At 63.9% G+C, this 21,561-nt stretch carries 18 protein-coding genes; 6 read left to right on the top strand and 12 right to left on the bottom strand.

The window, feature by feature from the left end:
- Window positions 1-27: 27 nt before the first annotated feature.
- Window positions 28-1,395 (bottom strand): glutathione-disulfide reductase, encoded by a 1,368-nt coding sequence (gene gorA, locus BUA41_RS07185; protein ID WP_072821222.1) that lies wholly within the window; start codon window positions 1,393-1,395, stop codon window positions 28-30.
- A 135-nt stretch (window positions 1,396-1,530) separates the two neighbouring features.
- Here gorA and can point away from each other — a divergent pair, with 135 nt between their 5' ends.
- Window positions 1,531-2,184 (top strand): carbonate dehydratase, encoded by a 654-nt coding sequence (can, locus tag BUA41_RS07180; RefSeq protein WP_072821220.1) that lies wholly within the window; start codon window positions 1,531-1,533, stop codon window positions 2,182-2,184.
- 71 nt (window positions 2,185-2,255) lie between these two features.
- Window positions 2,256-3,278, top strand: coding sequence for a hydrolase (locus BUA41_RS07175; RefSeq protein WP_072821218.1), 1,023 nt, complete (start codon window positions 2,256-2,258; stop codon window positions 3,276-3,278).
- 4 nt (window positions 3,279-3,282) lie between these two features.
- Here BUA41_RS07175 and msrA read toward each other — a convergent pair whose 3' ends face one another.
- From msrA to BUA41_RS07155, 4 genes are all read right to left on the bottom strand, one after another.
- Window positions 3,283-3,918: a peptide-methionine (S)-S-oxide reductase MsrA gene (gene msrA / locus BUA41_RS07170; RefSeq protein ID WP_072821216.1), complete on the bottom strand. Its 636-nt coding sequence runs from the start codon at window positions 3,916-3,918 to the stop codon at window positions 3,283-3,285.
- Window positions 3,919-3,977: 59 nt separating this feature from the next.
- A complete protein-coding gene (gene tamB, locus BUA41_RS07165; RefSeq protein ID WP_245791868.1) occupies window positions 3,978-8,021 on the bottom strand; it encodes an autotransporter assembly complex protein TamB in 4,044 nt (1,347 codons plus the stop codon).
- A complete protein-coding gene (tamA, locus tag BUA41_RS07160) occupies window positions 8,018-9,883 on the bottom strand; it encodes an autotransporter assembly complex protein TamA (protein WP_072821214.1) in 1,866 nt (621 codons plus the stop codon). The genes tamB and tamA overlap by 4 nt, the downstream gene beginning before the upstream one ends.
- 158 nt (window positions 9,884-10,041) lie before the next feature.
- The gene (locus BUA41_RS07155; RefSeq protein ID WP_072821212.1) at window positions 10,042-10,890 is read right to left on the bottom strand and encodes a hypothetical protein; all 849 of its coding nucleotides are present in this window, start codon (window positions 10,888-10,890) and stop codon (window positions 10,042-10,044) included.
- 188 nt (window positions 10,891-11,078) lie between these two features.
- Between BUA41_RS07155 and BUA41_RS07150 the strand changes: the two genes are divergently transcribed.
- Window positions 11,079-11,657, top strand: a complete 579-nt coding sequence (locus BUA41_RS07150; RefSeq protein WP_072821210.1) for a superoxide dismutase — start codon at window positions 11,079-11,081, stop codon at window positions 11,655-11,657.
- Window positions 11,658-11,773: 116 nt separating this feature from the next.
- On the opposite strand, the gene BUA41_RS07145 is transcribed toward BUA41_RS07150, so the two are convergent.
- The gene (locus tag BUA41_RS07145; RefSeq protein ID WP_072821208.1) at window positions 11,774-13,060 is read right to left on the bottom strand and encodes a nucleotide sugar dehydrogenase; all 1,287 of its coding nucleotides are present in this window, start codon (window positions 13,058-13,060) and stop codon (window positions 11,774-11,776) included.
- Between the two features lie 4 nt (window positions 13,061-13,064).
- Window positions 13,065-13,955: a UTP--glucose-1-phosphate uridylyltransferase GalU gene (galU, locus tag BUA41_RS07140; protein WP_072821207.1), complete on the bottom strand. Its 891-nt coding sequence runs from the start codon at window positions 13,953-13,955 to the stop codon at window positions 13,065-13,067.
- 172 nt (window positions 13,956-14,127) lie between these two features.
- Between galU and BUA41_RS07135 the strand changes: the two genes are divergently transcribed.
- From BUA41_RS07135 to BUA41_RS07125, 3 genes are read left to right on the top strand one after another with little or no spacing between them, the layout of a single operon-like run.
- Window positions 14,128-15,480, top strand: coding sequence for a TRZ/ATZ family hydrolase (locus tag BUA41_RS07135; RefSeq protein WP_072821205.1), 1,353 nt, complete (start codon window positions 14,128-14,130; stop codon window positions 15,478-15,480).
- Window positions 15,477-16,214 (top strand): bifunctional 2-polyprenyl-6-hydroxyphenol methylase/3-demethylubiquinol 3-O-methyltransferase UbiG, encoded by a 738-nt coding sequence (ubiG, locus tag BUA41_RS07130; protein WP_072821203.1) that lies wholly within the window; start codon window positions 15,477-15,479, stop codon window positions 16,212-16,214. Before BUA41_RS07135 ends, ubiG begins: the two co-directional genes overlap by 4 nt.
- On the top strand, window positions 16,211-16,888 hold the full coding sequence (locus BUA41_RS07125) for an HAD family hydrolase (protein WP_072821201.1): 678 nt from the start codon (window positions 16,211-16,213) through the stop codon (window positions 16,886-16,888). Before ubiG ends, BUA41_RS07125 begins: the two co-directional genes overlap by 4 nt.
- A gap of 59 nt (window positions 16,889-16,947) precedes the next feature.
- Here BUA41_RS07125 and BUA41_RS07120 read toward each other — a convergent pair whose 3' ends face one another.
- From BUA41_RS07120 to tolA, 5 genes are read right to left on the bottom strand one after another with little or no spacing between them, the layout of a single operon-like run.
- Window positions 16,948-17,709 carry a YciK family oxidoreductase gene (locus BUA41_RS07120; protein ID WP_072821199.1) on the bottom strand — a complete coding sequence of 254 codons (762 nt, stop codon included), beginning with the start codon at window positions 17,707-17,709 and terminating at the stop codon, window positions 16,948-16,950.
- Between the two features lie 28 nt (window positions 17,710-17,737).
- Complete coding sequence (ybgF, locus tag BUA41_RS07115; protein ID WP_072821197.1) at window positions 17,738-18,496, bottom strand: tol-pal system protein YbgF; 759 nt, start codon at window positions 18,494-18,496, stop codon at window positions 17,738-17,740.
- Between the two features lie 50 nt (window positions 18,497-18,546).
- Entirely contained in the window at window positions 18,547-19,092 is a 546-nt protein-coding gene (pal, locus tag BUA41_RS07110; protein ID WP_072821195.1) for a peptidoglycan-associated lipoprotein Pal, read from the bottom strand.
- A 41-nt stretch (window positions 19,093-19,133) separates the two neighbouring features.
- Window positions 19,134-20,426 (bottom strand): Tol-Pal system beta propeller repeat protein TolB, encoded by a 1,293-nt coding sequence (gene tolB, locus BUA41_RS07105; protein ID WP_072821193.1) that lies wholly within the window; start codon window positions 20,424-20,426, stop codon window positions 19,134-19,136.
- Entirely contained in the window at window positions 20,423-21,553 is a 1,131-nt protein-coding gene (tolA, locus tag BUA41_RS07100) for a cell envelope integrity protein TolA (protein WP_072821191.1), read from the bottom strand. The genes tolB and tolA overlap by 4 nt, the downstream gene beginning before the upstream one ends.
- Between the last annotated feature and the right edge of the window lie 8 nt (window positions 21,554-21,561).

The following is a 21,561-nucleotide window of genomic DNA, read 5'->3' as shown; positions in this document are numbered from 1 at the left end:
GATGGCCGCATGCTACGGCGGCCCGGATCAGGTACGCGTCGGCGTGCGCATGGTCACGAATTCTTCCGCACCGGTGGGATGGATGCCGACGGTGGCATCGAAGTCGGCCTTGGTCAGGCCCGCCTTCACGGCGATGGCGATCCCCTGGATCAACTCCCCTGCTTCTTCGCCGACCATGTGGGCGCCCACGACGCGGTCGCTGGTATCGTCGACGATCAGTTTCATCAGGCAACGCTCGTCGCTGCCCGACAGGGTGTGTTTCATGGGTCGGAAATCGGCAGTGTAGACGCGTATCGCACCGTACTCGGCCCTGGCCGCTTCCTCGGAGAGACCGACGGTGCCGATGTTGGGGTGACAGAACACGGCAGTGGCGATGTTCTGGTAATCCAGCGCCGGCACCTGCTCGTCACTGAAGTGCTGCCGCGACATGTGCATGGCTTCGGCCAGCGCGACCGGCGTCAGCTCCGGCGCTCCGGTGACATCGCCCAGCGCCAGGATGGAAGGCACCGAGGTCTCGAAGCGCTCGTTGACCTTGAGTGTACCGTCGGGGTTCAGCTCGACATCGAGCTGATCCAGACCCAGGCCATGGAGATGCGGGCGGCGCCCGGTGGCCGCCAGCAAGGCATCGACCTCGAGGGTTTCACCGTTGGTGAGGGTGACCTTCAAGGCATCGCCCTGCTTTTCGACGGCTTCGATGGTGGTCTCGAAGTGCAAGTTGACACCCTTCTTCATCATCTCGTCCCGGGTGAACTCGCGGACCTCATGGTCGAAGCCACGCAGGAACAGCTCGCCGCGATACACCAGATGGGATTCGCTGCCCAGGCCATTGAAGATGCTCGCGAACTCGACGGCGATGTAGCCACCGCCCAGGACCAGAAAGCGCCTGGGAAAGGTCTCGAGATCGAAGATCTCGTTGGAACTCAGGGCGTGTTCCCGGCCCGGGAAGTCCGGTACCCAGGGCCACCCACCCACGGCAACGAGAATCTTGGCGGCGCTGTACGTCCGCCCCGCCACTTCCACGCTGTGCGCATCGACGACCTTGGCGCGGCCATTGATCAATTGGACACCTGCCCCGTCGAGCAGGCGGGCGTAAATGCCGTTGAGCCGCTTGATCTCGGCAACCTTGTTGTCGCGGAGGGTTGCCCAATCGAATCGCGGCGATTGCGACAACTCCCAGCCGAAGCCGGCACTGTCCTCGAAGGCCTCGTGGAAATGCGCCGCGTAGGAATACAGTTTCTTGGGCACGCACCCCACGTTGACGCAGGTGCCCCCCAGATAGCGGTCTTCGGCGACGGCCACTCGGGCACCAGTGGCGGCCGCGGTGCGAGCGGCCCGTACGCCCCCGGAGCCCGCGCCGATGACGAACAGGTCGTAATCGTACTCGTAGTCAGCCACGTTAATTGCTCTCCTGTCTTGAGTTGACGGGATGATACCAGTCAAGCGCGCCATTCGGGAGTAATCCCGGTGATTGACCCAGCCTATGGCTAAAGGTAAAAGTTCAGGCTCGATAAGGCCCTGAGGGAGAAAACCGTGAGCGATATCGATAGATTACTCGAACAGAATCGTGCCTGGTCCAAGGCCATGCGTGAACAGGATCCCGATTTCTTTTCTCGGCTGTCGAAGCAGCAGAATCCAGACTATCTGTGGATCGGTTGCTCGGACAGCCGGGTGCCGGCGAACCAGATCGTCGATCTGCCGCCGGGCGAGGTGTTCGTGCACCGCAATGTGGCCAACATCCTGCATCACAACGACATGAATGCCCTGTCGGTCGTGCAATTCGCCGTCGACGTCCTCAAGGTGGAGCACATCATGATCGTCGGCCACTACGGCTGTGGCGGCGTGCGGGCCGCCATCACCGGCGGGGAGTACGGCATCGTCGATTTCTGGCTGCATTCCGTTCGCGAACTCTATAGTCGCCATCGAGGCGAGATCGGGGAGTTGCCGCTCGACGAGCAGGTCGACCGGATGTGCGAGCTCAATGTCGAGAATCAGGTCCGCACCCTGGCGCAGACCAAGATCGTGCAGCGTGCCTGGCTGCGGGGCCAGCCGCTCTCCCTGCATGGCTGGGTCTATGGCTTGAGCGATGGGCTGGTGACCGAACTCGGTTGCACGATCAGCGGACTGGACCAGGTGCCTCAGCTGTATCGTGTCGACCGGCTCGAGCCCGTGCCAGGCAAGGATTGAGTCGGCTCGTGGCGACTTGCCAGATTCCAGCGACAGGATATGCTGGAAAGGGGAAACGTCACGAGGCAGCCATGTCACGCACTATCGTTCCCGCGGAGTTTCGCCCGCCACGCGGCCTGGGTAATCGCCATGTGCAGACGTTGTTGCCACGCCTGCGGCCGCTGGTGGCGCTCGAGCGGGATACCGAGATACTCAACCTCCCCGATGGAGATTTCGTCGAGCTGGCCTGGGTACGCCCCGCTCCAGGCCGCGGGAACGCCCCCCTGTTCATCCTCTTCCACGGACTGGAGGGCTCCTTCGATTCACCCTATGCCAGGGAACTGCTGGCGGCCGCCTCGAGCCTGGGCTGGCGAGCCGTCATGATGCATTTTCGCGGTTGCGGCCAGGCCCCCAACCGCTTGCCTCGGGCCTACCATTCCGGGGACACCGCGGACGCCTACTGGCTCATCGGTCAGCTCGCCAAGCGTTACCCGAGGGCCATCAAGGTCGCCGCCGGCGTTTCCCTGGGAGGCAACATGCTGCTCAAGCTGGTGGCCGAGCAAGGCGGGGACGGGCTCGATCTGGCCGGAGCCATCGCCATCAGCGCACCTCTCGACCTCGCCGCCAGTGCCGACGCCCTCAACCGGGGGTTCGCGCGCGTCTACCAACGTCACCTGCTCAAGTCGCTGCGCGGCAAGATCGCCGCCAAGATGGCCGAAGCCTCCCTGCCGATCGGCCTGACCCTGCAGCAGTTGGAGCAGCTCGACAGCTTCTGGGCCTACGACAACCAGGTCACCGCCCCGCTGCATGGCTTCGCCTCGGCCAGCGATTACTACCGACGTGCCTCTGCCGGTCGCCTGCTGGGAGATATCGAGTTGCCGACACTGATAGTGCATGCTGCCGACGACCCTTTCATGCCCGCCGATCTGCTCGCTCGCCTGCCCGTGCCAAGCGATGCCGTGCGCGTCGAGATCGCCCGGCAAGGGGGCCATGTGGGGTTCATGGAATCCCGCCATGGGCACCTGAGTTCCTGGCTCACCCGCCGGGTGGCGCGTCAGTTGCAGGACTGGATGCCCATGCCTCACCCGCTCCAGGTCACGACAAGCCGCCCCTGATCCGCTAGCCGATCGGGCAGCTCACCCCGGTTCCCTTGAGGCCGCAATAGCCGAGCGGATTGCGGGCCAGGTATTGCTGGTGATACTCCTCGGCGTAATAGAAGGTGCCCAGGGGCTCGATCTCGGTGGTGATGGCATCACGACCGGCCTGCTGCAAGGCATGCTGATAGCGATCGCGGCTCTGTTCGGCCAGCCGCTGCTGGGCCTCGTGGGTGGTATAGATCGCCGAACGATACTGGCTACCGACGTCGTTGCCCTGACGCATGCCCTGGGTCGGATCGTGAGCCTCCCAGAACACCTGCAGCAACGTCGGCAAGGAAATCTCGGCGGGATCAAAGACCACGCGTACCACCTCGGCATGGCCGGTCCGCCCGGTACAGGTCTCTTCGTAGGTCGGATTGGGGGTCGTGCCGCCGGCATAGCCGACGGCGGTGACGTAGACACCCGGCAATTCCCAGAACAGCCGTTCCGCGCCCCAGAAACAGCCCAGACCCAGCACGATCTCTTCGTGGCCGTCGGGAAAAGGCGGCACCAGTGGCCGTTCGTTGACCAGGTGCCTGCCGGAAATGGCCATCGGGGTTTCGCGCCCCGGCAAGGCCTCTTCGGCGGTGGGTAGTGACTGCTTGTCTCGTGTCCACATGATAGAAACGCTCCCTCGCGGTTCTGGAGAGATCAAAAAGCCGCCCTCGACCGGATGCCTCAGGGGTCGCCATCGCTGCGACCGAGGCTGAAGGTATAGATGAGGTCGACGGCCTGGGCGGCACCGGAGACCGCCTGAACGTACAGGTTCTGCAGTAGCTTGTAGCGCAGGGTCAGTTCGGCGATCGGCGAGAAGATACCCACACCGTAACTCACCCTGAGGTCCTCGAACAGATAGCCGCTGACCACGACCTGGCTATCTTCACCGCTACCGGCGGTGTCCAGGCTCAGGTCGTCGATTCCGAAGGCCTGGCCGACCTGTCCCACGGCGTTGCCGGTCCGCGATAGCGAGAGCCCGATCAATGCCGAGGTCAGCGCACTATCGGCACCGGCGCCCTGCTCGTCCGGCGCGCGCCCGCGCAGCAGGTAGGAGAGCGCGCGACTCTCGTCCATGGCCGGCTCGGAGAAGATGCTCAGTCGCGGCTGTTCCGCCGGCCCCGTCACGCGCAGCCCGGCGATCACGTCGTCTTCGGTGACCTCCGGATTGCGAATGGCCTCGAACTGAAGCCGGGGCTGGGAGGCGGGACCGCTGAACAGGACTTGACCACGTCGGATGAGCAGATCCTGGCCGAAGGCCTTGTAGCGCCCGTCCTCCAGATTGACATCGCCGAACAGCTGCACCGGGCCATCACCCTGCCGCACCTGCAGGGTACCCGCCAAGTCGGTCTCGAGTCCGTAGGCCTCGAGCTGCACATCGGGGCCAAGGATCAATTCGACCTCCACATCGAGCTGCATGCCCGCCTCTGCCAGAGCCTCCGACGTGGCCTCGTCGGCGCCCTGGGCCGCCTCTTCCACGGCGCGCTCGGCCTGGCGTTTCGCTTCCGCCTCGTCTTCCCGGGTAATGATCACCTCGTCGGAACTCGGTGCGATTGCGGAAGGTGGCGAGCCGGCCACGCTCAGGCGCGCCCAGGGTACGCGTACCTCGCCACGGAGTCGCAGCAACTCGGGAGATGCACGCACGTCAAGATCCGGCGCCACGCGCAGCCGCCCGAAATCGGGCAACGCCACCAGCACGGGCGTGTCGGAACCGTCCAGGGAAAGTTCGACCACCCACTCATCGGGCGCCGGCCAGCGGGCTTCACCGGCAAGATCGATGCGCCCATCCTCGGCCTCGACGAAACCCTCGAGGGTGGCATTGTCGCCTCGCAGACGCGCCTCGAGTCGCCCATCGCGGACTTCGACAGGAATGTCGTCGCCCTGGGCACGCAACTCGCTCAGGCGCAGGTTGCCGTCTAGCCGTGGCTCCTGTAGCGAGCCATCGAGACCGATATCCGCATTCAACGCCCCTTCCAGGCGCTGCAACGCAGTGGTCAGGCGACGGTAGGGCGACAGCCGGAAGTCGTCGATGCGCAGACGCCCATCGAGTGCCGTCTCGCCGGTCGGGTCGTCGACCTGCAGGTCGAGATTGAGTTGCCCCGCTTCGGCGAGGCTCAGCTGGCCCTGTAGCCGCGCCTGCTCCGCGCTGGCATCCAGATCGGCGGTGAGCGTGGCCTCGGGCAATGCCCAAGGTTGGCCGTAGGCGTCACGGCCGTCGACACTCAGGCGGCTCTCCAGCTGGGCCTGGGCCGACCAGCGCCCGCCCGGCGCCCAGCTGGCACGGAATCGGCCATCGGTCTGGCCCGCGGCACTCCAGTTCTCCGGCAGCACGGCGGAGAGCACATCCATCGGGAAGTCGCTCAGGGAAAAGCCCCCCTCGCCCCGTTCCGCGGAAGCCTTCAGCGTTTCGGTGGCGCATAGCTTTCCCCCCTGGCGGCGCACCAGACAGAAGGGAGCTGCCTCGACGCTGCCGGCGGTGAGGTTGGCGGTAAAGGCCAGCGCATCCTCGAGGCGCAGGTCCGCCTGTTCGCTGTCCACCTCGAGGGCGGTCAGCCGCCCCTTGTAGCGATCCCGCGCGGCGTTGAGTCCGCCCTGCAGGACGAGGGACGCGCGGCTCAGCGGCATGGACTCCGCCGCATCGGCAGAGACGTCGAGCCGATGGTCCGAGAGGCGTCCCTCGAGGTCCAGGTCGATGGCAGAAAAGCGCTGCCCCGCCGCATCCAGGCCGTCGATCGCCAGACCGACATCGAGCCGGGGATCGTCAAGCCCCTCGATGTCGGCCTCGAGTGACAGGTTCTCCAGGCGGTTCTGGGCATGGCGCAGGTCGCTACCTGACAGGGAGAGGTCGAGCTGGGGAGCCTCGAGGGTGCCGCCCAGGGCAAAGCGGCCGCGAGCCTGGCCGCCGAGTTCCGGCAGCAGGGTCTCCAGCGCCGGCGCATCGAGTTCACCGGAAAGATCGATGCGCTTCTCGATACGCCCTTGGGCCGTCAAGCGATTGTCGCCCTGGCGCAAGCGTAGTCGCTGGATGTTCCAGCGCATCTCGCTGTTGCCATTGAGCCGCGCCTCGAGAGAAAGCGGTCGCTCCTGCAGGGTGCCATCGATGGCCAGTTCCGGGATGTCTACCTGCCAGCCGCCCGCCTCGTTCAGAGCAAAGTGCGCTCGAGCATCCCCATCGAGACGACCGCTGAACGCCTCGGTAAAAGCCCCCAGGTTGAAGTCCTCGAGGTTCAGGGTCGCATCGACGTCCACGCTCGGCGCCCAGCGCGCCTCGCCACGACTGATCAAGGCACCGCTGTCCGTCGAGAGTGCCAGAGGCGTCCAGGCGAAATGCTCCAGATTCCCCTGCCCCTTGAGCGCCACCTGCACCTGCCTGGGGAGGGCCGTGCCGGAGACGTCACCGGAGAGAGCGACGTCGTAGGCGGCGAGATCGCCCTCGGCCTGCAGCGCGAGATCCTGGACCACGTACTGGCCGGGCGTCGTTCGGGCGGCTTGCTCCCCGTCGCCGTTCTGCTCCGACGTTGCCAGGGGCCATTCGAGGCGCTCGGCATTCAGGGAGACATCGAAGGGCAGCGTCGGTGCCAGCACATCGGCCCGAGCCTCAAGCCGGGCGGCCACAGGACCCGTGGCATCGAGGTCGGCAGACAGCTCCGCCAGGCTGCCATCGAGACTCAGCTCCAGTCGCTCGCCAGCCAGCATGGGATGGCGGATGCGCGCATCGAGATCGAGTTGCAGCGGGTAGTCGTCGTTCAGCGTGACGCTGGCAGTGAGTTCGGCATCGGCCATCGACGAGGCCAGGGCCAGGCTCTCGACGCGGATCTCGTGGCCTCGGCCTTTCAGGCTCAAGGCCAACCGCTCGATGGTTTGTTCGGTGGGCCCCGCGATACGGAAATCCTCGATCACCAGGCTCGGCGCGTTGACGGCCATGGGCAACTCGATCGCCGGCAACGTCAGGCGCTCGCGTTGCGCCAGGGGCCGGGTATCCGGGGGCTTAGGTTCCTCGTCCCCCGAGGCCGCCAGATCTTCGGTATCTCGCGCGGCGACTCCGTTCGCGGCGTCGATCGCCTCGCCGGCCAGGCGTTGCTGCGCGGCTGCCGGCATGGCCTGATCGGTCTCGGAAGAGGTGTCGTCGGCGACCGTGTCGCGTATCGTCAACGCCTGACCCGGCGACACCGGCAGGCGCAATTCGCTATCGACCAGACGCGTCGGCAACAGGGTGAAGGTGTTGCCGGCCAGGCGAGCACCGGTGGTGAAACGCTGCCAGGTCAAATGCGTGCCGTCGGCCAGGCGGACATCCACATCGCGCAGTTCGATGGCCCGCAGTTCGACGGGAAACGGCAGCACGACCGGGGGCAGGCCACCTCCCCCCGACGCCTCGGAAGGTGGCGCCTCTTCGGTGGTTTCACCCTGCTCGAGGCGCACCTCGACACCGGCAAGCTGCAGGGCATCGAGGCACAGCTTGCCGTTGAGCAGACAATCCTCTGACCAGGCCAGATGCAGGCGCTCTATCTGCACCTGCGCGGGGCCGGCGGCAAGTTCCAGGCCCGTCAGGGTGAGCCGATCCAGTGGCGCCCCGCTCACGCTCTCGACCTGGAGCAGGCCACGGCTTTCGGCCTGGGACATCAGCCAGGACGTCCCCCAGGGCGACAGGGCCAGTCCCAGGAGCAGAAACAACAGCCCCAGCAACCAGATCGGTAACCACAGCAGTAGACGCAGTAACGGAAGAATCAAAATTCGGGTCCTATGGCGAAGTGCAGACGCCAGGGATCATCGCTGTCGAAGGGATGGGCGACATCCAGCCGGATCGGGCCTACCGGCGATACCCAGCGAACCCCGAGACCGGCCCCGGTGGCCAGGTCGTCCGGCCACCAGTCATCGAAGGCGTTGCCGGTGTCGACGAAGGCCGCGCCCCACCAGTCGCCGGTGATGCGCCGCTGGCCCTCGATGCTGGCGGTCAGCAACTGCTGGCCGCCGATCAGCTCGCCCTCCTCGTTTTCCGGCGCCAGGCTCTGGTAGCTGTAGCCACGGACACTGTTGTCGCCACCGGTGAAGAAGCGCAGGGAGGGCGGGATGTTGGAGAAATCGTCGGTGCTCATGGCGCCGATCCCGGCACGTCCGATGAAGCGCGTATCGTCACCCAGCATCCGAATCCATTGGGTATCGAAGGTGGTGCGCACGAAGGTGGCATCCGAGCCCCATAGTTGATCGGAAACCTCCAGGGTTATCCGCTGGCGATCCCCCCAGGTGGGAAAACGCGGATTGCGCGTGCGAGTGCGCGCCCAGCTGATGCCGGGGTAGTACAGCAGTATCTGGTCCTTCTGATCGGCCTGGGTGAAATCCTCGTAGGTGGTGCGGAAATAGAGCCGCTGTATCCAGCCGTTGTCGAAACGCCAGCGACGCGCCAGCTCGATCGAGGCCTCGAGACTCTGGGTATCCTCGATATCGCGGTTCTTGAGTCCATAGAGCAGTTCGTAACGGTCCCGCAACGGGTCTTCCAGGGGCATCAGGTATTCGCCACTGAACTCCTGTTCCGGTCCGGAGAGATAGAGATCATGGTTGAGGCTGTCCCCATCCTCGTTGAGCCAGGGCTGCTCCCAGGAAAACTGGGTCCGAGGCCCCACATCCGTGGCATAGCCGATGCCGACCTCGAATTGATGACGGTCGGCAGGGATCAGGTCGATATCCACCGGCACTCGCGGCGGGCGTTCGCTGCCCGCCCGAGCCGCGGCGCTGATGGCATCGGCGGCGAGCAAGGCGGAGCCGGCATCCGGAGCACCGTTCGGATCGGTTGCCGTGGACTGGCGATCGACAGCCTCCCACCAGTTGCGATGCGCCTGGGCCACCGAACCGGCCGCCCATTGAATGCGCGGGCGTACCGCAATGCTGCGAAACCAGCCGGTTTCGCCCAGCCGCTGATTGTATTCGGCAAGCTTGCCGGCAAGGTAAGGCTCCCCCGTCTCGAAGGAGAGCATGTTGCGCAGTCGCGACTCCTCGATCTGGCTGCCCTCGTAGCTGATATTGCCGAATACGTGACGCTCACCGCTGTCGAGGGTCAGGTAGATGCGTGCACTCTCCTGCCAGGGGCGTACCTCGATGCGCCGGTTAGTGAATCTGGAGTCGAAATAGCCACGTTCGAGGGCCAGGGTAGAGAGCCTGCTGCGCAAACCGTCGTAGCGGTCATGGCGCAGCGGCTGCCCTTCCTTCAAGTCCATGTTGTCGAGCATTTCACGAAAGGCATCGTCGTTCTCGGCATCGCTGCGAATCTCGACGGCGAGTTCCGTGATCTTCACGCGCGGACCCGACTGGATATCGATGTCGGCCTGTTCGACGTTTCCGTTCTCCTGCAGGCGGATGTCGATCTGCGGTTCGTAATAACCGAAGGCCTTGAGCGCGTCTCGTATGCGGCGGTCGATCTCGGCCTCGAGGCGCTGGCGTCCGTATTCGGCAGCATCGAGGCCGGCAAGATAGTTGACGACATTGTCGGCGACCTCGTCCTCGACACCCGAGACGTCGGCATCCAGCGCCACGGACGCCGGTGCGAGCGATGTCAGCACAAACGCGGAGAACAGCTTTACGATTCGTGGCTTGGCCATACCCTGCCAGTCTAGCTCCGTGAACCGCGACGGTGGACCGACGCAGGGTGCATGTGGCGACCGAGCGCCGAGTCGGTCAACGCGTCGTCGCGGCGAAGATCATTATCAGGCGAATACTCCCTGTACATGGCAAGCTCCCTGCTCTGATGGTGGCACGGCTATTCGAGGCGTGTACTGAGGCTCTCGACACTGGCACTCAGTGCGAGCTGCCCCTGGCGCAGCTCGGTGAGGCTGGCCCGATTGGACTCGATGCGTGCGCTCAACTCGTCCCAGCGCGCCTGCTGCTGCTCGCTGTTCTCTTCGAGGGTGGCAATCTGCGACGAGTATTCTTCCAATCGGTCCTCCAGTGCCACCAGCCTTTCCTCGTAGTCGTTGTCGGCCAGGGACTGCAGCCGCTCCTCGAGCCGACCACTGGTCTCGTTCAGCGTCTGGAGCCGTTCGGTGATGTCGCTGCGGGTCGCATCTGCATCATCCAGGCGGGTCCTCAGAGCGGCACGCGCATCCTTGCCACTTTGCTCCAGTATAGTCAGCGAGCGACTCACGGCATCGATCGTTGCCGAGAGCGTATCGCGCTCCTTTTCCGCCGCGTCGATCTGCTTGGCCAGGTCATCCGGATCGGCGCCGGCCGTGCGCTCCTGCAATTGCTCCAGCAGTGCGGTCAGTTCTTCCTGCTGCTCCTGCAGGGCTTGCTGGGTTGCGGTCAGGCCTTCCAGTCGTTCCTGAAAATCAGTGGCTTGCTGCCGATCCTCGAGGCTGTCGAAGCGCGCATGCAGGTTGGACAACTGGCCGTCGAGGTCGCGTTGCCTGGCCTGCCACTCCTGGCGATCGATCCAGTAATAGATCCCCATGGCCACCAGCCCAGCGAACAGGAGCAGGCACGCCGCCCACAGGGCACGCGTCCGGGTGCGGCGCCGGCGCACGGGAGTGCTGCGATGCCGTGAGGCCGTCTCGCTATCGGGCTCTGGTACGATAGGCGTGGTCAGTCGCGGCTCGTCCGAGCGATTCATGAAATCTCCTAAACTTTTCAAACGACGCGGTGCGGAGAGCCTGCCGAGATTTCCCGAGTACCAGCATCGGAATTGGCGAGCATACACCAGACTGCTAAGATGATACGACACCACGCACGCAGATGCTTGGTATCGTAAGGTTTTCTATCAAGTGCTGTATTCCACGGTGATTTAAAAGGAGCTAACCAATGGCATTCGAATTACCTGCCCTGCCATATGAAAAAAATGCACTGGAACCGCATATCTCCGCGGAGACGCTGGAGTATCACTATGGTAAGCACCACCAGGCTTATGTAACCAAGCTGAACGACCTGACCGATGGCACTCCCGATGCCAACAAGTCGCTGGAAGAGATCATCAAGTCGGCCTCGGGCAACCTGTTCAACCAGGCGGCTCAGGTCTGGAACCACACCTTCTACTGGCATTGCCTCTCTCCCCAGGGCGGCGGTGAACCTTCCGGGGCCCTGGGCGAGGCCATCAGCGCCAGGTTCGGGTCCTTCGACAAGTTCAAGGAAGAGTTCAATGCCAAGGCGGCGGGCAATTTCGGCTCTGGCTGGACCTGGCTGATCAAGACCGAGGACGGTGGCGTGGACATCCTCAACACCGACGACGCCGACACCCCGATCGCGCATGACAAGACGCCGCTGTTGACCATCGACGTGTGGGAACACGCCTACTACATCGACTATCGCAATGCGCGTCCCAAGTATCTCGAAGCGGTATGGAACGTGATCAACTGGGATTTCGTGTCTCAGAACTACAGCTGATACCGTTCCGTGGCGGGTTCTCTCGCCCCGCGTTGCGACATCCGTGATCCAATACGCCCCGCAAGCCGCTTGCGGGGCGTATTCATGTGGCCGTTCCTTTCATGCGGGAAAGTGGGTCAGGGGTCGGCTCGGCGCCCGATGCCTCGATAGACCAGTCCACGGGCGGCCACGTAGTTCGGATCATAGATATTGCGGCCATCTAGGATCAGCTTGGCGCCAAGCATCTCCGCCAGGCGACGCCAGTCGGGATTCCAGTAAGGCTTCCACTCGGTGACCAGCATCAGGGCGTCGGCCCCCTCGCAGGCGTCGTAGGGATTGTCGGGACAGAGCGTCAGCAGGGGGTGGTTCCCCACCTCGGCGCTCACCGCCGGCAACGCGGCCGGGTCGTGCAGACGCACGTGCACGCCCTGCGCCCACAGCGCGCGCAGCAGGGTCAGCACCGGCGCGTGATCGATGCGTGCCGTGCCGGGCTTGAAGGCGGCGCCCCATATGGCCACGGTGCGCCCTTCCAGCTGGCCATGGAAATAGCCCCAGAGCTTGCGAAACAGGGTCTCCTTCTTGTGCTCGTTGATGTCGAGCACCTGTTCCAGGAGATGGGACTCCCGCCCCGTGGCGACCTGCACATCGGCCAGGCGCATCAGATCCCGAGAGAAGTTGGGACCACCGAAGCCACAGCCTGGATAAAGATACTCGTAGCCGATACGGGTATCGGCGCCCATGCCCTTGCGCACATGCTCGACGTCCACTCCCAGTGAATCGGCCAGCCCCGCGACCTCGTTCATGTAGCTGATGCGCGTCGCCAGCATGCCGTTGATGGCGAGCTTGGTCAGTTCGGCGGCGCGTCGTGGCATGCGTTGGAAGTTCTCCGCGCGACGGTTGAACGCGCGCAGCAACTCACGCATCTGCCGCTCCGCCCAGTCGTCCTCGCAACCCAGCAGCCAGCGTGTCGGGCGCGTAAAGACCTGCCAGGCGCGTCCTTCCTCGAGCATGTCGGGCAGTACCACCGCCACCTGCGAGGCATGGCGCAGCAGGGCTTCCAGGCTTTCGGTCTGACCGATGGGGAATGTCGAGTTGTTGACCACCACCAGGGGCGACGCCTGGCGTTCGGCAATGGTGTCGACGAAGCCTTCGGCGGCTTCTCGCTGATCCGGCGCCAGGGCCAGCCAGACGATATCGGCCTCGCCCAGGGAGTCCGGAGAGTCGACGAGGGTCAGGGCACCGGATCGGCGACTCTCCTCGAGTTGGTCGATGACCACGGGTTCACGGCTCAACCACTCGGCCTCGAAGAGTTGCGCCCCGGGCAGGTCGGGGTGGGGGTACCAGGTCAGCTGGTGCCCGACAGAGGCCAGCGCCGCCGCGGCAGTTGCCGCGGCCAGCTCGCTGCCATGCACAATGATACGCATCGCTTCACCCCTCGTTGGCGTAACGCTGGAGCAGCTCGTTGAAGCCCTTGCCGAACTTGGGATGGTGCTTGGCGAAGACCAGGGTCGCTTCGAGATAGCCGAGTTGATGACCGCAATCGTAGGTGGCCCCCTGCATGCGGTAGGCCGCGACATTGCTGTCCTTGCGCAAGGTATCGATGGCGTCGGTCAGCTGGATCTCGTTGCCGGCCCCGGGAGGCGTCTCGGCGAGTAGCGGAAATATCGCGCCGGGGAGCAGATAACGGCCGATCACGGCCAGGGTGGACGGTGCCTCCTCGACGGGCGGCTTCTCGACCATGCCGGTGATCGGTGCGCTCTTGCCCGGGGCCGGCGTCTCACCCTGCAGGGCGACGATCCCGTATTTGTGAACCATGTCCTCGGGCACGTTCTCGACCATGATCTGGGCTTCGCCCTTGGCGTCGAAGGCCTCGATCATGCCGGCCAGGTCGTTGCGCCGAAGACCCGCGTCATCGACCAGCACGTCGGGCAGCAGCACGGCGAAGGGTTCGTCATCGCGGATCACCGGGCGCGCGCAGAGTATGGCATGGCCCAGGCCCAGGGGTTCGGGCTGGCGCACGCTGATGATGCTGACATCGTCGGGAATGATGTTGCGCAGTTCATCGAGCAGTTCCTGCTTGCCCTTGGCCTCCAGCGTGGCCTCGAGCTCGAAGTGCTTGTCGAAGTGGTTTTCGATGGCGCTCTTGCTGGAGTGGGTCACCAGCACGATTTCCTTGATACCCGCCTTGACCGCCTCTTCGACGACGTACTGGATGACCGGCTTGTCGACGATGGTGATCATTTCCTTGGGGATGGCCTTGGAAGCCGGCAGACAGCGCGTACCGAGTCCAGCCACGGGTAGAACGGCTTTACGAATCATGGGGTCCCTCCTGCATGATGAATGAAGTTTGATCGAGTAGCCTTGCAATGCTGCCACGTTCCGGAGGCTCGATCACGCCGTGTTCGCAAACGATGGCATGGCAGCACGATGACCCCGCAAAGCATGACGAGAAATAGTAGAATGCCTCGCATCATACCGAAGGAGGTCCGTGATGCCATCCATCGCGACGCTCGAGGTCGAGCTGTTGATCGAAGCCCGCTGGATCCTGCCGATGAGCGAAGGCTTGCCAGTGCTGGAGGAGCACGCCATCGCCATCGATGCCGGTCGCCTGCACGGCCCCTGGCCGATTGCCGAGGCGCGCAAGCATGTCACGCCTGGACGCACGCTGCGCCTCGACCGACACGCCCTGCTGCCTGGCCTGGTCAATGCGCACAATCACGCCGGCATGAGCCTGATGCGAGGGTACGCCGACGATCTGCCCTTGATGACCTGGCTGAACGAACACATCTGGCCGGCGGAAGCAAGGCATGTCAATGCGCGTTTCGTCGCCGACGGCACGCGCCTGGCGATGGCCGAGATGCTGCGTTCCGGCACGACGACCTTTGCCGACATGTACCTGGCCCCCGAGGCCGTCGCCGAGGTGCTCGAACAAGGTATCATGCGAACGCAGCTGTGCACCCCCTTGATCGATTTCCCCACCCCCTGGGCCGAGGACTTCGACGCGGGTCTCGAGCATACCGAGCGATTGGCCGAACGCTATCGAGGTCACCCCACGATCAGCCTGGCCTTCGGCCCGCACGCACCTTACACGGTGAGCGATCCCAGCCTGGAACGCCTGGGTGATGCTCGGGAACGCCTCGGCCTGCCGATCCAGATGCATGTGCATGAAACCGCCGATGAAGTCGAACGGGGCCTAGCCGAACATGGCAAGCGCCCGTTGCGGCGGCTGTTCGATGCCGGGCTGCTGGGCCCGCACTTCCAGGCGGTGCACATGACCCAGGTCGATGATGACGATCTGACCCTGCTGCGGGAGAGCGGCACCCAGGTCGTCCATTGCCCGCAGTCCAACCTCAAGCTGGCCAGTGGTTTCTGCCCCGTCGCGCGGCTGCAGGATCGGGGCATCAACGTCGCCCTGGGAACCGACGGTGCTGCCAGCAACAATGACCTGGACATGTTCGATGAGCTCAAGAGCGCGGCATTACTCGCCAAGGGGGTGAGCGGCGATGCCGCCGCCCTGCCGGCCATGGCGGCGCTGGCCATGGCGACGCGGGACGGCGCCCGGGCCCTGGGAATGGACGACAGGATCGGCCAGCTCAGTCAGGGCTTCGAAGCCGATCTCGTCGCCGTGGATCTCGATGCGATGAATACCCAGCCGGTTCATCATCCCGCATCGGCTATCGTCTATGCCATGAACAGTCGCCAGGTCACTCATGTCTGGGTCGGTGGTCGGCCTCGGGTCGACAATGGCGCGCTCGTCGACATCGACCTGAATGAAATCAAGCGCATGGTACTCGATCATCAAATCGCCATGGCGACAACAAGCCAACCAGGAGAGGCCTCATGAATTCCGCGCAACATGCTGACGAAGCACATCGCAGCAACGTCGATCATGCCGAGATCGCCAAGTTCGATGCCCTGGCCAGCCGCTGGTGGGACAAGGACGGCGACTTCAAGCCCCTGCATGACATCAATCCCCTGCGTCTCGATTTCATCGATGGACACGCTGGCCTGGCCGGCAAGCGGGTCATCGACGTCGGCTGCGGCGGCGGTATTCTCAGCGAGGCCATGGCGCATCGCGGGGCCGAGGTCACCGGCATCGACATGGGCGAGGCCCCGCTGGCCGTGGCCAGGCTTCACCAGGAAGAGAGCGGTACCCAGGTCGTCTATCGCCAGGCCAGTGCCGAACAGATGGCCAACGAGCATCCCGGCGAATTCGATGTGGTCACCTGCCTGGAGATGCTCGAGCATGTCCCCGACCCTGCCGCGGTGGTGCGGGCCTGCGCCACCCTGGTGAAGCCGGGCGGGCACGTCTTCTTCTCGACCATCAATCGCAACCCCAAGGCCTACGCCCTCGCGATCCTGGGGGCCGAATACGTGCTGGGACTGCTGCCCAGGGGCACGCATGACTATCGCAAGTTCATTCGCCCTTCCGAGCTGTCCGGCTGGTGCCGCGCCACGGGCTTGCGGGTACGCGAACAGACCGGTCTGACCTACAACCCGGTCACGCGCCACTATCGCCTGGCGGCCCGGGACGTCTCGGTCAACTACATGATGCACTGCTCCCTGGAGGCCCCATGACCTCGCGCCCCCTGGCCATGCCCCAGGCGCTGCTCTTCGATCTCGATGGCACACTGATCGACACGGCCCCCGATCTGGCCCGGGCGACCAATGCCCTGCGTGACCATCATGGGCTCGAGGCACTGCCGTTCGAGATCATTCGCGCCCAGGTATCGAATGGCGGCAGCGCTCTGGTGACGCTCGCCCTCGGCCTGGAGCAGGATCATCCCGAGCACGCTGCGGCGCGCGCCTATCTTCTCGATGCCTATGGTCAGGCTGTCGCCGCCGAGAGCCGCCTCTTCGATGGCCTCGAGCTGCTGCTGGAGCGCTGGGCCCTGCCACCCCGAGCCTGGGGTATCGTCACCAACAAGCCGCGCGCCTATGCCGAGCCCCTGATCGAGGCTCTCGAGCTTGCACCTGGCGTGTTGGTGTGCGCCGATGACCTGCCCGTCAAGAAGCCGGAGCCCGACCCCTTGTGGGAGGCGGCGCGGCGCCTCGGAGTAGCGCCCCAGACCTGCTGGTACATCGGCGATCATCTCCGTGACATGCAGGCCGCTCACGCTGCCGGCATGAAGGCGATCGCGGTGGGCTACGGCTATCTCGACGAAAGCGAGGATCGCCATGCCTGGAACGCCGATACCTGGTTCGAGACGCCTGACGACCTGGTTGCCGCCCTGCTCGGCGTATCTTGTTGAGTCTGTAATGAGAAACGCCTCCAGGCAGGGAGGCGTTCTCGTGCTCATTTCGAAACGGGTTATTTTCTGGGCGGCTGAGCGTCGAAGCGCTCCCCGCTGTGACCGCGACTCTCCGGCCCCATCAGCCATAGATAGGTGGGCATGATCTCGTCGGGGGTACGCAGGTTGTCCGGGTCCTCCGCGGGAAACGCGTTCTTGCGCATCTGGGTGCGGGTGGCACCGGGGTTGAGGCTGTTGACGCGAATCGACGTCAGGTTGTCCAGCTCGTCGGCGAGTACTTCCATGAACCCCTCTGTCGCGAACTTGGACGCGGCATAGGCCCCCCAATAGGCACGACCCTTGCGTCCGACACTGGAGGACGTGAAGATCACCGAGGCATCGGTCGAGGCCTTGAGCAGGGGCAGCAGCGCCTGGGTCATCCACACCGGGCCGTTGAAATTGACCTGCATCACCTGTTCCCACAACTCGGGGTTGTACTGATCGAAGGGGGTGATACGTCCCAGCAGGCCCGCATTGTGCAGGAGGCCATCGAGGCGGCCGAACTCCTTGTCGAGAGTCTCGGCCATGTCGTGATAGTCCTTGAGCGTCGCACCCTCGAAGTTCAGCGGGAAGATCGCCGGTTGCGGGCCGCCCTGCTGCTCGATCTCGTCGTAGACCTTCTCCAGCTTGGCAATGGTGCGCCCCAGCAGAATCACCGTCGCCCCATGACGGGCGTAGGTGAGCGCAGCCGCGCGACCGATGCCATCACCGGCACCGGTCACCAGGATTATCCTGCCGTCCAGAAGGTCGGCCGGTGCCTGGTAGTCCAACTTGCAGGTCATCTTGGTTCCTCGAATCGCTATCTTGGTATCATAGCCCCGACTGGTTCAGAAAATCCGCGGCCATGTCTGCCGCATTGCTCTGCGGATACTCCTGACGCACCCGGGTGAGCAGCTGCTTGCTGGCATCGGGCTGCCCCTGACGTGCCTTCAACAACCCAAGCTTGTAGAGGGCATCGGGCACCTTGTTGCTCTCGGGATGGTTCTCGATGACGTTATTGAACGCCTGGGCGGCAGGCTCGAGTTCGGAACGACTGGAATAGAGCTCACCTAGCCAGTAGTGGGCATTGGCGCGCAACGGTGAATCCGGATAGTCGCCGACGAAGGCCTCGAAGGCCTCGATGGCGGCATCGAAATCCCGCGACTGCACCTTCTGGAAGGCGGCCTGGTAGGCCTGTTGGCCGTCCTGGCGGCCGCTTGTCGCTACGCTATTGGCCGCTTCGGCATCCACGTCGTCCTGGGCAGCCTGAGCGCCGCCCGACGCTGGCTGACCGCTCTGGGACACGCGCTGCTCGAGATCGAGATAGCGTTCCTGGGAAAGCTGCTTCTGTTGATCGAGCTGATAACGCAGCTCTTCGATCTGCCCCCGCAATTCCTGAAGCTGGCGCTCGTTCTCCTGGAGCTGGTTGAGGATCCTGAGATTGGCCCCGGCAGACGACTCCCTGGCCTGGGTGTTCTGATAGAAGTTGTTCGACCCCGTCGAGAGGTCCTTCACCGTCGGGGCGGCCCCCACGGACAGCGGGAGCAACAATGCTCCCGCGCCGCACAGCCTTATCAGACCGTGTTTCATATAAGCTCCGCAAGACTTAGGGAACCCTTGCATGCCTGCATCAGGATTCCTCAGTAATCGAAGACCACGCGACGATTCTGCGCGTAGGCATCTTCGGAATGACCATCGACCGCCGGGCGTTCCTCACCGTAGCTGACGATTTCCATTTGCGAGTCGGAAACCCCCTGCACGGCCAGATAGCGTTCGACAGACTTGGCGCGACGCTCGCCCAAGCCTAGATTGTATTCGCGCGTGCCTCGCTCGTCACCATGCCCCTTGAGCACCACGTTGGCGTCCGGGTGGGAACGCAGGTACTGGGCGTGGGCATTCAGGGTGGATTCGAACTCGGGACGAATGGTGTCCTTGTCGTAATCGAAATAGATGGTGCGCTGATCGGGAATGCGTGCCTGAGCCTGGCCCTGCATGCCCTGCCCCTGGGTCTGGCCTTGGCCCATCCGGGTACCACTGGTCTGACCGGTGGTCGCGCCCTGGCCAGTAGCGCCGCCGTCGGCACCATCCATCCTGCCGTCCTGGGTACCGCCGGTGCTCGAACAGCCCGCGACAAGCGCGAGGGCCAAGGCAATTATTAGACTTTTCAGGTATGTATCGAATCGCATTATCTACTCCTTGCTCGGAATCAGAATGACAGGATTGTTCTTCAATTCATGAACGGTGACCAGGCGGGTTCACGTACGTCACCCTGGGCGGAAGGCAAACGATAAGACGCCTTGCCATCAGCGGATACAACCCCCAGCACGCCTCGATTTCCCTCCTGAGTGGCAAAGATTACCATGCTCCCGTTCGGTGCAACACTAGGCGACTCATCCCAGCGTGATTCGGTGAGAATCGTCAAGCGATCGGTCTCCATATCCTTTTTCGCGACATGATAGCCATCGCTGGCTCGATGAATCATGAAAATCGTCTCCTCGACCGGCGAAAACCGCCCTCGCGAGTTGTAATTGCCCGTGAACGTTATCCGCTTCGACTCGCCACTGGAGAGATCATGGCGATATAACTGAGGCCCGCCGCTACGGTCGGAAGTGAACAAAAGGGAGTCGCCGTCCGGGGACCAGTCGGGTTCGGTATCGATGGCCGAGTTGTTGGTCAGACGTCGGAAGTCTCTCGACGCAATGTCCATGACATAGATCTCCGGTTGGCCATCCTTGGAGAGTGACATGGCCAACTTGCGCCCATCCGGTGACCAGGCCGGCGCTCCGTTGATGCCCTCGAAGGAGGTAGCACGAACACGCTGGCTATTGGCCAGGTTCTGTATATAGATGGAGGGACGCCCCGTCTCGAAGGAGACATAGGCGAGCTTGTTACCGTCCGGTGACCACGCCGGGGATAGGATCGGCTCATCGGATGTCAGGATCTGCTGGCTGTTATGGCCATCCGCATCGGCAACATGCAGCCCATAGCGGCGGCTGTCCGCTGCACCCTGGGCGGTCACGTAGGCGATCTGGGTGGAGAAGGCACCGCGAATGCCGGTCACTGCCTCGAACACCTGGTCGCTGATGTAATGCGCGGCAGAACGCAGTTGATCCCGGCCCACGGTGACCACTTCCCCGAGCATGCGCCGCTCGCCGTAGACATCCATCAATTCGAACTGGATACGATAGTCGTTTCCTTCCTGGCTGACCTGACCGACGACAAGATAGTTGCTGTCCACGGCGCGCCAATCGCGATAATTGACTTCCTCGCTGCTGCTCGGCGAAGCGATCAACGAACTACGTGATAGCGGCGAGAACTGCCCGCTGCGCGCCAGGTCATCGTTGACGATCTGGGCAATGTCCTCGGGAAGGTTGCCTTGAGCCTGGCTGGCAAATGGCACGATGGCAATGGGTACGGCGCGATCGCTACCCTTGGTGATCTCGATGGTCAAATCGGCGCTGGCAAGGCTGCTGAAGAGTAGCAATAGCAGCGCCACCAGCACGGCGGGTACACGTTTCATCGGCGGGCATCCTCAGGGTTGAAATCAAGAATGAATTCACGGAATTGTCGCTGAGCGGAGGCCGGCAGGTCGCGCATTTCCCGGAAGGGAGCGGCACGTTCGACGGCCTGTAGCACGGAGCGATCGAAGGCGGCATTGCCGCTGCTTTCACTGATTGTAGCGTTGGCCAGCTCCCCCGTCGGTAACAGTTGGATGCGTACCGTGGCACGCAACTGGTTGCCGGCTCTCGGAGGAAGGATCCAGGCTTGCTCGATGGCGCCTCGAACCAGATTGATGAAGCTGTTGGATGCCTGCTCGGCCTGGCGTGCGTTGGCAATGTTTTCCGCCTCGCCGGCAATGAGATTGTCGAGAGATGACTCCGAGGCGCGACGGGCGGCCTCTGCCGCCGCAGCGGCCTTTTCGGCCTGCCGGCGTGCCTCTTCGGCCTTCTTGCGGGCTTCCTCGGCCGCCTTGCGTTGGGCTTCTTCCTCGGCCTGGCGTTGGGCTTCTTCCTCGGCCTGGCGTTGGGCTTCCTCTTCGGCCTGGCGTTGGGCTTCCTCCTCGGCCTGGCGCTTGGCTTCCTCTTCGGCCTGGCGCTTGGCTTCCTCTTCAGCCTGGCGTTGGGCTTCCTCCTCGGCCTTCTTGCGCTCGGCCTCTGCGGCCTGCTTGCGCGCCGCCTCCTCTTCTGCCTTCTTGCGTTCGGCTTCTTGCCTGGCCTGTTCCTCGCGGCGTTGCTCGCGTTGCTGAGCGGCTTCCTCGGCCTGCTGCGCGCGGCGTTGTGCCTCGGCTTCGGCCTGCTGGCGAGCCTCTTCCCGCGCTTGCTGTTCCGCCGCTCGGGCCGCTTCGGCCTCGGCCTGCTCGTCATTGGCTTCGGCTTCGGCTTCGGCCTCGCGCTGGGCGGCTTGCTCCTGCTCTTCCTGCGCTTCCTGCTCGGCACGACGTGCAGCCGCCTGCGCCTCCTCGGCACGCTGGGCCTGATCGGTGCTGGTCTCGGTGCTGACCAGGGTTGCCTGCACGATCGATGATGTATTCTGCTCAGGCTCGCCGGCAGGCCAACGCATGGCTGTTACCAGCAGCACCGCGACGTGAACACCGATGGCAAGCAAGGTGGGCAGGCCATAGCCCACCCGCTTCTCGTGTCTGGCCATCTGCTCTC

Origin of the sequence: Modicisalibacter ilicicola DSM 19980 (genome assembly GCF_900128925.1) — a bacterium.
GTDB lineage: Bacteria > Pseudomonadota > Gammaproteobacteria > Pseudomonadales > Halomonadaceae > Modicisalibacter > Modicisalibacter ilicicola.
Note: the sequence above shows the minus strand (reverse complement) of the source record. Positions and strands in the feature narration are given on the sequence as shown.

Coding starts and splice junctions, on each gene's coding strand:
- BUA41_RS07145 (WP_072821208.1), bottom strand. CDS start 13,060: ATGCGTATCATTGTGCATGGCAGCGAGCTGGCCGCGGCAACTGCCGCG.
- BUA41_RS07150 (WP_072821210.1), top strand. CDS start 11,079: ATGGCATTCGAATTACCTGCCCTGCCATATGAAAAAAATGCACTGGAA.
- tamA (WP_072821214.1), bottom strand. CDS start 9,883: ATGGCCAAGCCACGAATCGTAAAGCTGTTCTCCGCGTTTGTGCTGACA.
- BUA41_RS07120 (WP_072821199.1), bottom strand. CDS start 17,709: ATGACCTGCAAGTTGGACTACCAGGCACCGGCCGACCTTCTGGACGGC.
- galU (WP_072821207.1), bottom strand. CDS start 13,955: ATGATTCGTAAAGCCGTTCTACCCGTGGCTGGACTCGGTACGCGCTGT.
- tolA (WP_072821191.1), bottom strand. CDS start 21,553: ATGGCCAGACACGAGAAGCGGGTGGGCTATGGCCTGCCCACCTTGCTT.
- BUA41_RS07125 (WP_072821201.1), top strand. CDS start 16,211: ATGACCTCGCGCCCCCTGGCCATGCCCCAGGCGCTGCTCTTCGATCTC.
- BUA41_RS07155 (WP_072821212.1), bottom strand. CDS start 10,890: ATGAATCGCTCGGACGAGCCGCGACTGACCACGCCTATCGTACCAGAG.
- tolB (WP_072821193.1), bottom strand. CDS start 20,426: ATGAAACGTGTACCCGCCGTGCTGGTGGCGCTGCTATTGCTACTCTTC.
- BUA41_RS07175 (WP_072821218.1), top strand. CDS start 2,256: ATGTCACGCACTATCGTTCCCGCGGAGTTTCGCCCGCCACGCGGCCTG.
- msrA (WP_072821216.1), bottom strand. CDS start 3,918: ATGTGGACACGAGACAAGCAGTCACTACCCACCGCCGAAGAGGCCTTG.
- ubiG (WP_072821203.1), top strand. CDS start 15,477: ATGAATTCCGCGCAACATGCTGACGAAGCACATCGCAGCAACGTCGAT.
- BUA41_RS07135 (WP_072821205.1), top strand. CDS start 14,128: ATGCCATCCATCGCGACGCTCGAGGTCGAGCTGTTGATCGAAGCCCGC.
- pal (WP_072821195.1), bottom strand. CDS start 19,092: ATGCGATTCGATACATACCTGAAAAGTCTAATAATTGCCTTGGCCCTC.
- ybgF (WP_072821197.1), bottom strand. CDS start 18,496: ATGAAACACGGTCTGATAAGGCTGTGCGGCGCGGGAGCATTGTTGCTC.